Annotated in this window: 12 protein-coding genes and 1 riboswitch; all 12 genes read right to left on the reverse strand. The window is 72.3% G+C overall.

Translation table 11 applies throughout. The features are described from left to right. Positions 1–8: 8 nt before the first annotated feature. The 12 genes from AB0O01_RS06370 to AB0O01_RS06425 all read right to left on the reverse strand — a co-directional run bounded on the left by AB0O01_RS06370 (position 9) and on the right by AB0O01_RS06425 (position 14,556). Positions 9–1,388, reverse strand: coding sequence for an NAD(P)/FAD-dependent oxidoreductase (locus AB0O01_RS06370; protein WP_365311338.1), 1,380 nt, complete (start codon positions 1,386–1,388; stop codon positions 9–11). 399 nt (positions 1,389–1,787) lie between these two features. Then, positions 1,788–2,798: a Ppx/GppA phosphatase family protein gene (locus AB0O01_RS06375; RefSeq protein WP_365311339.1), complete on the reverse strand. Its 1,011-nt coding sequence runs from the start codon at positions 2,796–2,798 to the stop codon at positions 1,788–1,790. Then, on the reverse strand, positions 2,795–3,466 hold the full coding sequence (locus AB0O01_RS06380; protein WP_365311340.1) for a DUF501 domain-containing protein: 672 nt from the start codon (positions 3,464–3,466) through the stop codon (positions 2,795–2,797). Before AB0O01_RS06380 ends, AB0O01_RS06375 begins: the two co-directional genes overlap by 4 nt. A 105-nt stretch (positions 3,467–3,571) precedes the next feature. After that, entirely contained in the window at positions 3,572–4,048 is a 477-nt protein-coding gene (locus AB0O01_RS06385) for a septum formation initiator family protein (protein ID WP_365311341.1), read from the reverse strand. A gap of 95 nt (positions 4,049–4,143) precedes the next feature. Further along, entirely contained in the window at positions 4,144–5,430 is a 1,287-nt protein-coding gene (gene eno / locus AB0O01_RS06390) for a phosphopyruvate hydratase (protein ID WP_355739515.1), read from the reverse strand. 693 nt (positions 5,431–6,123) lie between these two features. Next, positions 6,124–6,822, reverse strand: coding sequence for a transglycosylase family protein (locus AB0O01_RS06395; protein ID WP_365311342.1), 699 nt, complete (start codon positions 6,820–6,822; stop codon positions 6,124–6,126). Positions 6,823–6,826: 4 nt separating this feature from the next. Continuing rightward, positions 6,827–7,031, reverse strand: a riboswitch (cyclic di-AMP (ydaO/yuaA leader). Positions 7,032–7,264: 233 nt separating this feature from the next. After that, a complete protein-coding gene (locus AB0O01_RS06400; RefSeq protein WP_365311343.1) occupies positions 7,265–8,506 on the reverse strand; it encodes a transglycosylase family protein in 1,242 nt (413 codons plus the stop codon). A 385-nt stretch (positions 8,507–8,891) separates the two neighbouring features. Then, positions 8,892–10,253, reverse strand: a complete 1,362-nt coding sequence (locus AB0O01_RS06405) for a cytochrome P450 (protein ID WP_365311344.1) — start codon at positions 10,251–10,253, stop codon at positions 8,892–8,894. Then, positions 10,250–11,350, reverse strand: coding sequence for a nucleoside triphosphate pyrophosphohydrolase (locus tag AB0O01_RS06410; protein WP_365311345.1), 1,101 nt, complete (start codon positions 11,348–11,350; stop codon positions 10,250–10,252). Before AB0O01_RS06410 ends, AB0O01_RS06405 begins: the two co-directional genes overlap by 4 nt. 86 nt (positions 11,351–11,436) lie before the next feature. Further along, complete coding sequence (locus AB0O01_RS06415) at positions 11,437–12,084, reverse strand: SurA N-terminal domain-containing protein (protein ID WP_365311346.1); 648 nt, start codon at positions 12,082–12,084, stop codon at positions 11,437–11,439. A gap of 220 nt (positions 12,085–12,304) precedes the next feature. After that, on the reverse strand, positions 12,305–13,792 hold the full coding sequence (locus tag AB0O01_RS06420) for a protein kinase (protein ID WP_365311767.1): 1,488 nt from the start codon (positions 13,790–13,792) through the stop codon (positions 12,305–12,307). Between the two features lie 38 nt (positions 13,793–13,830). After that, entirely contained in the window at positions 13,831–14,556 is a 726-nt protein-coding gene (locus AB0O01_RS06425; protein WP_365311347.1) for a hypothetical protein, read from the reverse strand. Positions 14,557–14,695 lie beyond the last annotated feature (139 nt).

Genomic DNA, 14,695 nt, shown 5'->3' on the forward strand with positions numbered 1-14,695 from the left:
CTCCCCGGTCAGGACGCCTTGGCCGGCTCCTCGGTCTTGGCGACCGGGGCGGGGGCGGGCTTGGCGGCCTCGTAGAACTCCTCGCGGGGGTTCTCCATGGCGCCGAGGGAGACCACCTCGCGCTTGAGGAACATCCCGAGGGTCCAGTCGGCGAAGACCCGGATCTTCCGGTTCCAGGTCGGCATGGCCATGCCGTGGTAGCCCCGGTGCATGTACCAGGCGAGCCGGCCCTTGACCTTGATCTTCATCTTGCCGACGACGATCATCGCGACGCCCTTGTGCAGCCCGAGGCCCGCGACCGCGCCCTTGTTGGCGTGGCTGTACTCCTTCTGCGGGAAGCCCCGCATACCGGAGATCACGTTGTCGCCGAGGACCTTGGCCTGGCGCAGCGCGTGCTGGGCGTTGGGCGGGGTCCAGGCGTTCGGGTTGCCGGCCTTGCGGGCGGCGAGGTCCGGAACCTGGGCGTTGTCACCGGCGGCCCAGATGTAGTCGGTGCCCTGCACCTGGAGGGTGGGGGCGGTGTCGACATGGCCGCGCGGGCCGAGCGGCAGACCGTAGCGGGCGAGCGCCGGGTTGGGCTTGACGCCGGCCGTCCACACGATGGTGTTGGAGTCGACTTCGAGGCCGTTCTTGAGCACCACATGGCCGTCGACGCAGGAGTCCAGGGAGGTGGAGAGGTAGATCTCGACGCCCCGGCTCTCCAGGTGCTCCTTGCCGTACTGGCCGAGCTTGGGGCCGACCTCGGGCAGGATCTTGTCGGCGGCGTCGACGAGGATGAAGCGCATGTCCTCGCGGGAGACGCTGGTGTAGTACTTGGCCGCGTCGCGGGCCATGTCCTCGACCTCACCGATGGTCTCCGCGCCCGCGAAGCCGCCGCCGACGAAGACGAAGGTGAGCGCCTTGCGGCGGATCTCCTCGTCGGTGGTGGAGTCGGCCTTGTCCAACTGCTCCAGGACGTGGTTGCGCAGGCCGATGGCCTCCTCGATGCCCTTCATACCGATGCCCTGCTCGGCGAGGCCGGGGATCGGGAAGGTACGGGAGACCGCGCCGAGCGCGATCACGAGGTAGTCGAAGGGAAGCTCGTACGACTCGCCGACCAGGGGGGCGATCGTGGCGACCTTGCGGTCCTGGTCGATGGTGGTGACCCGGCCGGTGAGCACCTCCGCCTTGGGCAGCACACGTCGCAGCGGGACGACGACATGGCGCGGGGAGATGTTTCCGGCGGCGGTTTCCGGGAGGAAGGGCTGGTAGGTCATGTACGACCGGGGGTCGACGACCGTGACGGTCGCCTCGCCGTAGCGCATCTTCTTCAGGATGCGCCGAGCCGCGTACAGGCCGACGTACCCACCGCCTACTACGAGGATCCTGGGACGCTCCGTGGTGCTCATGCCATTGAGTATCCACCTGGGTCGGGGGGGTACCTCGTGCGCCCCTTCACAAGCTTCGGTGCACCCTCTGCTACACTGCGCGGCCCGCGTGATCCACATCATGGCGCGGAAAGGGAACCGGGGCCCCCTCCGACCCGTTGTCAATGCCGCGTGAGCTGCCGCTCCGCCCCTGCGGAATCCGTTGGACCACCCGCTTCCGACGGGCCCCGGAACCCACCGGTCACCCTCCCCCGGGCACCCCCGCACCCCCACCGGACCCCCGGACGGGCGCAGGGGGGCCGGTTGGTCCCCCGACAGGGCCGAATTCCTTGTGAAGAACTTCACGAACTTTTCCGCCGGGGGGTCCCGAAGGCCCCCGGAAGGGGCCCGGAACTGCGCTCATACGGCTGGTGAAGGCGCTCAGGCGAGGGACCAGGCGATGCCGTCCAGGATGTCGTGCTCGCTCACCACGACCTCCTCCGCGCCGGTCCGGTCCATGATCGAGAGCAGCACCAGCGCCCCCGCGCCGATCACATCGACCCGCCCCGGGTGCATGGAGGGGACGGCGGCCCGCTCGGCGTGCGTGGAGCGCAGCAGCCACTCGGTGATCTCGCGGACCCTGGCCCGGGAGACCCGGGAGTGGTGGATGGCGGCGGAGTCGTAGGCGGGCAGGTCCAGGGCGATGGCGGAGACCGTCGTCACCGAACCGGCCAGGCCGACCAGGGTGCGGGCCTCGCGCAGCGGGACGGTGCGCTCCGCGAGGTCGAGGGCGGCCTCGATGTCGGCCTTCATCGCGGCGATCTGCGGGGCGGTGGGCGGGTCGGTGACCGCTCCGTCCACGACCAGGTGCCGCTCGGTCATCCGGACGCAGCCGACGTCCACCGAGCGGGCGGCGCGGACGCGGTCCCCGCCGACGACGAACTCCGTGGAGCCGCCGCCGATGTCGACCACCAGGAAGGGGTGGGTGGGGGTGGGGGTGTGAGCGGGGGGCGGGTCCTCGGTGGCGCCGGTGGTCAGTTCCTTGGGGGCGCCGGTGGTCGGGTGCTCGGCGGTCAGTTCCTTGGTGGCGCCGGTGAAGGACAGTTCGGCCTCCTGGTCGCCGGAGATCACCTCGGGCTCGACGCCCAGGATGTCCCGCACCCCGCGCACGAAGTCGTCCCGGTTCTCGGCGTCGCGGGAGGCGGAGGTGGCGACGAAGCGGAGGCGCTCGGCGCCGTGCTCCTCGATCAGGGCGGCGTACTCGCGGCAGGCCGCGAAGGTCCGCTCCAGCGCCTGAGGCGCCAGCCGCCCGGTGCGGTCGACACCCTGCCCGAGCCGCACGATCGTCATACGGCGGTCCAGGTCGGTGAGTTCACCGGTGGCGGGGTCGGCGTCGGCGACGAGGAGGCGGATGGAGTTCGTACCGCAGTCGATGGCGGCGACGCGGGTCATGCGGTGGGTCCTTCGGGGGCGGTGGGGCCCTGGGGGGCGGCTTCGGGGGCGGGGGCGGCTTCGGGGGCCGGGGTGCCTTCGGCGGCCGGGGTGCCGTCGGGGGCCGGGGTGCCATCGGCGGCCAGGGTGCCATCGGGGGCCGGGGTGCCGTCGGGGTCGAGGACGACGCACGCCCCCTTGCGCCACCACTCCGGGAGCATCTCCAGCGCCTCGTCGCCGAGCGGGTTCACGCCCGGCCCGGCGGCCAGGCTGTGGGCCACCAGGACGTGCAGGCACTTCACCCGGTCCGGCATCCCGCCCGCGCTGGGGAAGCCGGTCAGCTCCTCGATCTCGTCCCGCCGCCGGATGTAGTCCTCGTGCGCGGCGCGGTACGCGGCGGCCAGCTCCGGGTCGCTCTCCAGGCGGGCCGTCATGTCCTTCATGACCCCGTTGGCCTCCAGGGTGCCGATGGCGGAGGCGGCCTTGGGGCAGGTCAGGTAGTACAGCGTCGGGAAGGGCGTGCCGTCGGGGAGCCGGGGCGCGGTCTCCACGACATCGGGCTGCCCGCACGGGCACCGGTGCGCGATGGCGCGCAGTCCGCGCGGGGGACGGCCGAGCTGCTGCCGGAAGGCGGCCACATCGGCGTCGGTGGGCTCGGTGCGCGGGGTGGGCGGCGGGGGCGTCTGCATGATGTCTTTCTGTCGGTCAGGTCGGTCAGCCCGGTCGTAGGGGCGGGAGGGCTGGGTCTTTCGGGAGGGGGCTGCGGGCCCTCTTTCGGGGTGGGGCCGGGGCGGTCAGCCCTCTGCGGCGTCGGACTTGTCGACGCCGTCCCAGACGTTCGCGTACCAGGGCCGGTCCGCGGCGCCCGTGTCGGCGCGGGACGGGCGGGCGGCGTCCGGGTCGATCACGATGTAGCCGGTCTCGCCCGGCATCACATAGTGCAGCCGCTCACGGATCTGCTGCTCGGCATAGGCGTCGTCCTGCCAACGTGCCTTCTCGTCGCGGAGTTCCTCGACCCGCTCCTGGGCCTGCTGCCGCTCCCGCTCCAGATCGGCGATCTCGGCGCGCTGGGCGACGTACTGCCTTATCGGGTAGGCGAGGGCGACGATCAGGGAGCAGAGCACCAGGGCCAGCAGGGCGGCCCGGCCGGTGAGCCGGGAGCGGCGGGCCTGGCGGCGGGTCTGCGAGCGGTAGACCCGCTCGGCGGTCTGCTCGCCGAGCAGCCGCAGCCTGGTGGCCGTGGAGAACCGGTCCCGTTCCTTCAGGGCCATGCCCCCGCCTCCCGTTCACACGCGCGTACGTCCCCGCACACGGTACGGGACCGGGTGCGGGGACGTACGGACGACGCTTGCTCTCGGGCCCGGGTTCAGCCCTTGAAGCGGGGGAAGGCGCTGCGGCCGGCGTACACCGCGGCGTCGTCCAGGATCTCCTCGATGCGCAGGAGCTGGTTGTACTTGGCGACGCGCTCGGAGCGGGCCGGGGCGCCGGTCTTGATCTGGCCGCAGTTGGTCGCGACGGCGAGGTCGGCGATGGTGACGTCCTCGGTCTCGCCGGAGCGGTGGGACATCATGCACTTGAAGCCGTTGCGCTGGGCCAGCTCGACGGCGTCCAGGGTCTCGGTGAGCGAGCCGATCTGGTTGACCTTGACGAGCAGCGCGTTGGCGGCGCCCTCCTCGATGCCCCGGGCGAGGCGCTCCGGGTTGGTGACGAAGAGGTCGTCGCCGACGATCTGGACCTTGTCGCCGAGGCGCTCGGTCAGCACCTGCCAGCCCGCCCAGTCGTCCTCGAACAGCGGGTCCTCGATGGAGACCAGCGGGTAGGCGGCGGCCAGTTCCTCGTAGTACTCCGTCATCTCGGCGGCGGAGCGCTCCTTGCCCTCGAAGAGGTACTTGCCGTCCTTGTAGAACTCGGAGGCGGCCACGTCGAGCGCGAGGGCGATCTGCTCACCGGGGACGTACCCGGCCTGCTTGACCGCTTCGAGGATGAGGTCGAGGGCCTCGCGGTTGGAGCCGAGGTTCGGGGCGAAGCCGCCCTCGTCGCCGAGGCCGGTGGACAGGCCCTTGGTCTTCAGCACCTTCTTGAGGGTGTGGTAGACCTCGGTGCCCCAGCGCAGCGCCTCGGAGAAGGACTCCGCGCCGATCGGGGCGATCATGAACTCCTGGATGTCCACGTTCGAGTCGGCGTGCGACCCGCCGTTCAGGATGTTCATCATCGGCACCGGCAGCAGGTGCGCGTTCGGACCGCCCAGGTAGCGGAAGAGGGGCAGGTCGGACGCCTCGGAGGCGGCGTGGGCGACGGCCAGGGAGACGCCGAGGATGGCGTTGGCGCCGAGCGAGCCCTTGTTGTCGGTGGCGTCCAGGTCGAACATCGCCTGGTCGATCAGGCGCTGCTCGGTGGCGTCGTAGCCGACCAGCTCGGGGCCGATCTGCTCGATGACCGCGAGGACGGCCTTCTCTACGCCCTTGCCCTGGTAGCGGTTGGGGTCGCCGTCGCGCAGCTCGATGGCTTCGAAGGCGCCGGTGGAGGCGCCGGAGGGCACGGCGGCACGACCCGTGCTGCCGTCGTCGAGGCCGACCTCGACCTCGACCGTGGGGTTGCCTCGGGAGTCCAGGATTTCCCGGGCTACGACGACGTCGATGGACGGCACGAGCATCTCCTTCGTGGATGTGACGCGGGTGGCGCAGACGCCGGACGCGACCGTGCGGGACCGCGGTGGCTCTGCGAGACGAGCCTAACCGTCCCGGGGGGATCGGCCAGCCGGTCTCCCACCCCTCGGACGGAACCGGTCGTAAAATGTTTCTGAATGGAACAAATACGGGGGTTCGGGGGGCGGGTTTTGGGGGCTTGGGGTTTCGGTGGTCCGGGGGCCCCGGGGTTCGGGGGTGCGGGGCCCGGGGGTGCGGGGCCCGGGGGTGCGGGGCCCGGGGGTGCGGGGGTGCGGGGGTGCGGGGGTGCGGGGGTGCGGGGGCGCGGGGGCCGGGGGTCCGGCGGCCCGGTGTCCGGCGGCCCGGGCGTCGGCGTCGGTCTGGCCGTCGGCGTGGAAAGGCCCCGCCCCGGTGCGTACGGGGGATTCACGCACCGGGGCGGGGCGGGCCGTGGGGACGGGGGCCCCACGGGGTCTCGCCGGGTTTCACCGGGCACCGCCGGGTCTCACCGGGCTCACTGGGGCTCATTGGGCCCTATGGCGAGGGTGGGGGATGGGGCTGTGGGGGGAGCGTGGGCCGGCTGTGGGTGGGCCGTGAGGTGGGGCGGCCCGACCCGGCTTAGCCGTGGCCGTGGCTGCGGCTGCGGCTGCGGCTGCGGCTGCGGCTGCGGCTGCGGCTGCGCGGGGCTACTCCCCCGGGGGCTACTTCAGGTGGAGCTGCTGGCCCGGGAAGATCAGGTCGGCGTCGTCGACGATGTCCTTGTTCCGCTCGAAGAGCTGCTGCCAGCCGCCCGCGACATCGTGCTCGGCAGCGATGGAGCTGAGGGTGTCGCCGGAGACGACCTCGTACTCGCCGTCGCCCTTCTCGACGGTTCCGCCGGTCGGGGTGGTGACGGTCTCGCCGGACGCGGCCGGGCGCTCCTGCGAGCGGGAGGTACTGGGCTGCTCGGTGCGCTCGGGCTGGGCGGGGGCGGGCTCGGGGGTGGTCTCCGGAGCCGGCTCGGGGGTGGTCGCGCCGCCGCCGTAGGGGGTGTTGGACAGGCCCACGCCGCAGGACGGCCAGGCGCCCTTGCCCTGGCCCGCGAGGACCTTCTCGGCGATCTCGATCTGCTGCGCCTTGGTGGCGCGGTCGGCGGTGGCGGCATACTGGGTGCCACCGAACGCGGCCCAGGTGGAGGCCGAGAACTGGAGGCCGCCGAAGTAGCCGTTGCCGGTGTTGATGGCCCAGTTGCCGCCCGACTCGCACTGGGCGACGGCGTCCCACTCGGACGCGGTGGCGGCGGAGGCGTTGCTCGCCGCGACGAGCGGGGCGGCGACGGCGGCGCCGGTGACACCGGCGAGCGCGATGACACGGGTGGCCTTGGACGGACGGCGGTGCTTGCCCTTGCCGGAGAACAGCATGTGGAGATCCCCTCACCGACGCCTACGAGGTGAGCTGTCGGGTTCGGGCCGGTTGAGTTGCCCGGCCATGTCCCGTACGGGGGTTTTCATCCCGTACGTCATGGCTTCACCCCAAGCCGGATCCGTCCGGTCGAGTCGCCTCAACCTCCGTCACCGGCACTTACCTTGGGTCCCCCGCTCCTGCCTACGGCGCTTGGCGCGACGACTGTTCCCGTACGGCCACCGGCAGGATTCGGCGTGGCGACCTCGGGGCCCGCTGCTTGCGAGCGGTCCTGACCGTAGACACGCGATTCCCGGAATTTCAAAGACGATCAGGGCTTCTGAGACTCATCCCACACTTTCGCCAAACTCGGACATTCGGTGCGAAGCATGACGTGAACTCCCGTCACTTCCGGCCCACTTCCCACCCTGGAGCGGGCATGGAAGTCACCCGGTCCGGGAACTACTGGCCGCCGACGGTGAGCGTCTGACCGGGGACGATGTGGTTCGGGTCGCCGTCGAGCACCGCTTCGTTCAGCCGGTAGACCTGGCGCCATCCGCCGTCGACCTCAAGCGAGTCGGCGATGGAGCTGAGCGTGTCCCCGGAGCGGACGGTGTAGCTCCGGTCGAGCGCGTCCCGGTCGCCGCCTGCGTCACGTGAGGCCCGCGGGTCGGAATTCCCCGCCCTTACTTCGCCCAATTCCCCCAGTTCATCCGATTCCTCCACCGCGTCCGCCTCGTCCGGCTCCGGCGTCTGCTGCGAGCCTTCGCCGGTCGCGGAGCCGCTGGATGATTCGGGCGATTCGGTTGAATCAGTTGAATTGGTTGAATCAGTTGAATTGCCCGAGAGGGTGTTCGGAGTCTCGGTGGCGCCCTTGGCGCCCTTCTCCGGGGCGCTCGCGTCCAGTCCGCTCTCGTCGGCGCTGCCGCCGCGGTGCTTGCCGGTGCCGGGGGTCGGGTCGACCTCGGGCAGGTCGCTGGTGTCGACCAGGAACGAAGAGCCGAGACCCTGCCCGAGGTTGCCCGTTTCCTCACCGTTCGACCCGGAGGGGGACTCGGTGGGCGGTTCGACCGGAGAGGCCGAGGTGGAGGAGTCGACGGAGGGGGCGTCCGGCGAGCCGGAGGGGTCGGAGGAGGGGGAGGTAGGGCTGCCGGAGGGCGAGGACTCCGGCGTACCGGTTCCATCGCCCTCGGTGGTGCCGGAGGGGCCCGAGCCCCAGGACGAGTCACTGGTGCCGTTCTCCGGCCCGGAGGTCTCCGTCTGCGGCCCGGACGCTCCGGAGGACCTGGAGGAGTCGGTCAGGCCGCCCGTGAGTCCGGGGGAACCGTCGCCGCCGTCCGTGGCCTCCGGCGTGGGATCACCGGCCACCCCCGTGTCGACCCCGGCCGGCTCCTTGTCCTCCGCGAGCCCGTGCAGCGGCCCGCAGGAGGGCCAGACCCCGACACCCTGGTCGGCGAGGATCCGCTCGGCCACCGCGATCTGCTGCGAGCGGCTCGCCTGGTCCGGGCTCGACGCGTAGTCCAGCCCGCCGTACGCCTCCCAGTCGTCCTGGGTCAACTGGAGGCCGCCGTAGCGTCCGTTGCCCGTGTCCGCGCTCCAGGCGCCGCCGCTCTCGCACCCGGCGACCTTGTCCCAGGTGGTGCCGCTCGCGGCGCTCGCGCCTCCGGCGCCGAGCAGCGGAAGGGCGATGGCAGAACCGGTCACTCCGGCAGCGACCAGGATGGCCGGGGCCTGACGGGGGCGACGGTGACGACCGTTCCCGGAGAGCATGCGGGGACCTTTCCCGAGACAGCGGTGACCCGCGCGTCGCGTGATGCTCGCGCGTCGCGCTGAGGGGTGAACGTAGCCGCAATCGTTGACTTGTCACAAGTTAATGCCGCGTAGATCACGTGAAGATCACAAAGATGAGGGAGTGTCAACTTTTGAGTGACCGTCTGTGGGTCTGAGGGGGCTGTGGGGTGACTGTCTGTCAGGCGGGCCGTCGGGTGTCTGTTGGATGGGTGGGGTCTGGTCGGTTGCCGAGCGGGTGGGGTCTGGTCTGATGTCCGGCGGGTGGGGTCTGGCCTGATGTCCGGCGGGTGGGGGCCTGTCAGAACTCCACCGGCAGGGTCCGCAGCCCCCGCATGATGAGGCCGCCGCGCCAGCGCAGTTCGGCCGGGTCGACCGCGAGACGCAGGTCCGGGAGGCGGGTGAACAGCGCCGCCAGCGCCGTCTGCCCCTCCAGCCGGGCCAGCGGGGCGCCCAGGCAGTAGTGGATGCCGTGCCCGTACCCGAGGTGCGGGTTGTCCCGGCGGCCCAGGTCGAGGGTGTCCGGGTCGGCGAACCGCGCCGGGTCCCGGTCCGCCGCCGCCAGCACCACGAGCACCGGATCGCCCGCCGCGATGCGCTCACCGCCGAGGCTCAGCGGCTCGGTGGCGAACCGCCAGGTGGCCAGCTCGACCGGCCCGTCATACCGCAGCAGTTCCTCGACCCCGGTTTCGAGGAGCCCGGTGTCCCCCTCCGCCAGGGCGCGCCGGAACCGGGTGCGCTGCTCGTCATGGGTGAGCAGGGCGTAGGTGCCGTTGCCGATGAGATTGACGGTCGTCTCGAAACCGGCGAACAGCAGGATGAACGCCATCGCCGCCGCCTCGTTCTCCGTGAGGTGCTCCCCGTGGTCCGAGGCGCGAATCAGGCCGGAGATGAGGTCCTCGCCGGGTGCGGGGGTGTCGGGGAGCGCCGCGCGCTTGCGGTGGATCAGCTCGGCGAGGTAGCCGCGCATCTTCTTCACCGAGCGCGCGACCCCGCCCCTGGGGCCGCCGCCGTGCCGGATCATCATCCCGGCCCAGTCCCGGAAGTCGTCCTGGTCCTCGCGCGGGACGCCGAGCAGGTCGCAGATCGCGTAGATGGGCAGGGGGAAGGCGAAGTCATGGATCAGGTCCGCGGTTCCCTTCTCCGCGAAGCGGTCGATCAGGTCGTCGGTCAGCTCACGCACCCGGGGTGCGAACTCGGCCACCCGGCGCGGGGTGAACGCCTTGGACACCAGCCGCCGCAGCCGGGTGTGGTCCGGCGGGTCGATGTTGAGCAGATGGGTCATGAGGTTGGCGCTGCGCTCGCCCGGGATGCCCGTTCTGTTCTTGCCTTCGGCGCCCTCGGCGTGATGGCCCGGATTCTTCGACAGTCTCGGGTCGGCCAGCGCCCGGCGGGCGTCGCCGTACCGGGTGACCAGCCAGGCGCTCACGCCGCTCGGCAGCTCGGTGCGGTGCACAGGGGAGTGCTCCCGCAGCCAGGCGTAGGCGGGGTAGGGGTCGGTGGCGAAGGGCCAGGAGAAGAGGGGTGGGGTGGGGCCGGGGAGGGGGGTGCTCTGGTCGGGCCGGTTGCGCGGGTCGTCCTGGTCGCCTTTGTGGTGCCGGTCGCTTTTGTAGTGCCGGTCGCCCTGCTCGTGCCGGTCGCCCTGGTCGTGCTGGTCGGTCACTGTTCGACCGTATCCCTGTGCTCCCCGCTCTCCCTGCTCTCTCCTCTCTCGTTCTCCCTGCTCTCCTTCTCCTCGCTCTCCCTCTGTCTGATCGCGTCCCGGTAGGCCCGTGCCGCCGCTCTGAGGGCTGATTCCGGGTCCTCGCCCCGGGCCTCCGCGCGGGCGGCGAGGGCCAGCAGGTCGTAGCCGATGCCGTCGCCCTGGGGCAGGGGGACGTCGAGCCCGGCCGTGCGGGCGCGGGAGGCCAGCTTCGCGGCCAGGGCCAGGCCCGGCTGGTGGACCGGGATGCCCTCCGTCACCGAGGTGCGCCGCTTCTCCTGGGCCTTGGTGCGCAGCCAGTGCGCCTTGACCTCCTCGGGGGTCGTCGCGGTGGCGTCGCCGAAGACATGGGGGTGGCGGTGGATGAGCTTGGCGACGATGCCGGCGGCCACGTCGTCGATGGAGAAGGGGGCGTCGGTGCCGGGGCCGTCCTCCCCGCCGTCCTCGTCGTCGTCCGGCTCCGGCGGGGCGCCCTCCTCGGCGATCCGGGCGTGGAAGACCACCTGGAGCAGGACATCGCCCAGTTCCTCGCGCAGTTCGGCGCGGTCGCCGGTCTCGATCGCCTCGACCAGTTCGTACGCCTCCTCCAGGCCGTACTTGGCGAGTCCCTCGTGGGTCTGGCGGGAGGACCAGGGGCACTCGCGGCGGATGCGGTCCATCACCTGGACCAGGTCGAGCAGCCGGGCGCCGGGGAGGTCGTAGGAGGCGGGGAGCAGCTCCAGCTCGGGCATCCGGGTGCGGCCGGATCCGGCGAGCCGGGCCAGCCCGTCCGTGAGCGCGGGCTCGCCCTCGGCGGTGGCGACCACCACCACCGTGCGCCCCCCGGCGCAGGCGGCGGTCAGCTCCTCGGCGGTGGGGGCGGTCTCCTCGACGGCTATGCCCGCGTCCCTCAGATACGGGAGCTGCGGGTGCGCCCCGTCCGCGCAGAGCACCGCGTCGGCGGCGTGCAGCGCCTGCCAGGCGGGCCAGGACAGCAGGCCGGGGGCCACCCGGTGGCTGGTGGTGAGCAGGACGATACGGCCGGGGTCGGGGATGCCTTCGGGGCTGATTGCGTTCACGATCCGAACGTAACGCACCCCGCGGACGGGACCGGAAAGTTGTCCACAGCCGCGGGGCTATCTTCGGATTATCGGTGTGCGAAGGGTCAGGCGGGCTGCTGTTCGGCCGCCGCCGTGACCTCCCGTACCCAGGGGGTCTGGGCGTCGACCCGGCCGACCTTCTCGGCGTCCCAGGCGCCGTAGCGCGGGTTGAGGTCGACGCCGAGTTCCTTGGACGCGTCGGACAGGGCCGCCCAGAAGGCGGGCTGGCTGGTGTCGGTGCCGAGCTTGGTGGCGAGTTTCTGGGCCTCGATCTGGACCCGGAGGTTGGCGTCGAGCCGCTCGGGGGCGACCCCGTACTGCTGGAGCCAGGCCGCTTCCAGGGCCTGCGCGCCGCCCGCCTGTGCCTCCAGCTCGCCGCGGAACGCCTGGACCTCCTTGCGGCTGACGGTGACGCCCGCGTCCTTGGCGGCACGATTCAGCACCTGGTCGAGGACCATGCCGTGCAGGGTGTCCCGGGTGAGGGTGCCGGTCTGGGCGATGGCCTCGGCGTACTGCGCCTCGTCGGTCACCGCCGCCCGCTGCGCCTCGCGGACCTCGTCCACCCGGTTCTCCAACTGCGACACGGTGATCCGCTGATCGCCCACGACGGCCGCCGCACCCGGGTGCGCGTCGCTTCCGCACGCGGTCAGGAGCGGGGCCGCGGCGGCGATCACGGCGGACAGGGCGAGCACGGTGCGACGACGGCGGTGCAAGGGAACCTCCCGAGGAGATTGTGCGGCGGTGCACAAAGTCTTGCGGTGATCGATGGTAGGCAGCGGGCAAGCTCTGGCCAACCCATTCGACCAACGATTCACCAGGACTTCGGGCACCGGCACGCGTCTCGGCCATCCGGGACCGGGGGCACCGGCCCGTTCGGCGCGGCGCCGGAGGTTGATGAGCGGGGCGCCGGAGGGCGTTGAGCGGGTCGGGTCCTCAGCCCCGTACCTGGCCCAGCCACTGCAAGGTGCGCCGGACCTCCAGGGCCAGGGGGTGGGCCGGGCCGCCCATGCGCTCCACGTCGTGCAGCAGGCGGATCAGGGTCTCGTGGGCCGCCGCCCGGTCGCCCAGGGCGAGCAGCAGATGGCCGATCCTGCGCCGGACCTCGTGGGCGAGCCCGGGATCGCCGGCGACGTACTGGTTCTCGTAGTAGGGCAGCAGGGCCCGGTAGGCGGCGAGGGCCGCCGCCGGCTCGCCGAGCTGTTCCAGGCACTGGGCGGCGTCGTAGCGGAACCGCAGGGCCTGGGGGTCGGCGTGGCCGGCCTCGGCGGCGCGTTCGTCGGCGAGGCGGCGCAGCTCGGGCAGCGCGCGCCGGTACTGGCCGTCGTCCATGAGGGTGGCCGCGTACTGCTTGCGCAGGCTGCGGACGACCGGGGAGTGCTCACCGTGCTGCTCGGCGGCGGCGGGCAGGATCGAGCCGAGGATGTCGACGGCCTGGGTGATCCGGCCCTCGCCGAGCAGCCGCTTGACCTCGTCGACGGCCTTGGCGACATCCGGCTTCTCGGCGGGCGCCGGGCTCACCGGGGCGGGCTGGGGGGCCGGGGTGCGCGCGCGGTCCGGCCAGGGGGCGTGCGGGCGCAGGAAGGGGCGGGTGGGGTCGAGCGGGGCCCCGGTGGGCGTCCCGCGCGGGGGGAGGAGCTGGGCGAGGTCCTCGTAGACGTCCTGGGCGGAGCCGGGCCGGTGCTGCGGGTCCTTGGAGAGGAGGCGCAGCACGAGGGTCTCCAGGGCCTCGGGGACCTCGGGGCGGATCCGGCGCACGGGCAGCGGCGGCTCGTAGAGGTGCCGGTGCAGCACCCCGAGCGCGGTGGAGCCCGCGAACGGTACGTCACCGCTGAGCAGTTCGTGCATCAGCACCCCGAGCGCGTACAGGTCGGTGTACGGGCCGACCGCGCCGCCCATGGCCTGTTCGGGGGCCATGTAGGCGGGCGAGCCTATGGGTGAGCCGGTGTGGGTGAGGCGGGTGGTGTCGGTGTCCATGACGGACGCCACGCCGAGGTCGAGGACGGTCACCGTGCCGTCCTGCTTGACCATCACATTGCGGGGCTTCAGGTCCCGGTGGACGATCGGCACCGCGTGCACGGCGCTCAGGACGGCGCACAGTTGCGCGGCGACCGCGACGGCCCACTGCCACGGGTACGGGTCGTGCTCGGCAAGGTGGTCGGAGAGGTCGGCGCCGTCCACGTACTGCATGACGAGGAAGAGTTCCTCGCCCTCGCTGCCCGCGTCGTGGACGGTGACCAGGCCCGGGTGGTCGACCTGGGCGGTGACCCGGCACTCGCGTACGAAGCGGCGGCGCAGTTCGTCCGCCTCCTGCCCGGCGACCTTGTCGGGGCGCAGCAGCTTCACCGCGACCCGCCGGTCCAGGCGGCGGTCGTAGGCCGTCCAGACCTGGCCCATGCCGCCCTGTCCGATCAGCGTGGCCAGTTCGTAGCGGGTGGCGACGACGCGTCCGGCCGCCACGGTCACCTGCCGCCCTCGGGACGGCCGTCCTGGTTGCGCAGATAGTCACTCAGCTCGTCCAGCTCCGCGCGGACCTGGTCGATGCGCGCGGGCGGCTGCTGGGGCGGCTGCGCGGGCCCCGCGGGACCGGGCCCCGCGGGACCGGGCACCCGGGGCGGGGCCGGGGGCGGGGTGTGCGGGCCGCCGCTGGGGGGCACGGGCGTGTGCGGGCCCCTCGGGGGTACGGGGGTGTGCGGGCCGCCGGTCTGCGGGGCGGGCCGGTGCGGGCCCGGGACGGGCGGCAGGTGGGAGACCGTGGTGGCCGTGTAGGGCGGCTGGGGCTGCGGCTGGGGGTAGCCGTACGCGGGCGCGGGGCCGGTGCCGGGCGGGGGCGCGTACGGGTAACGCAGTTGGTGGTAGTGGCGGGTCTCGGCGGCCAGGTAGTACGCCATGGCGGCCACCAGGGTGCCCACCAGCAGGCCCATGCCGGTCCAGCCGCCGACCGTGTTGACCTCGTCGCCGGGCTCGGTGGAGATCAGTACCACGGCGAGGATGTCGGCGGCGACGACGGCCACGAACAGGCCCCAGTCCAGGCTCTTGCGCGTGACGATCGCCAGGCGCAGCAGCATCGTCCAGGCCAGCATGCCGATGCTGCACACCGAGATCACGACGAACAGCACACGCAGGAAGACCAGCACCCCTGTGGAGGGCGGCCGGTTCACCGGCTGCGTGTAGCCGTGGCCATGCATGGCTGCTCCTGAAACCTGAGACGGGCGTGCGCGAACCGGCCCTGTGCGCCGCCGGTCGTGCGATGGTCACTTCGAGCGTATAGGCCGACACGGACAACGTGTCCCGCGTTGTACCGAACCGTTGTCGACCTGATCGCCG

It is taken from the genome of Streptomyces sp. NPDC093252 (assembly GCF_040683675.1).
Taxonomy (GTDB): Bacteria; Actinomycetota; Actinomycetes; order Streptomycetales; family Streptomycetaceae; genus Streptomyces.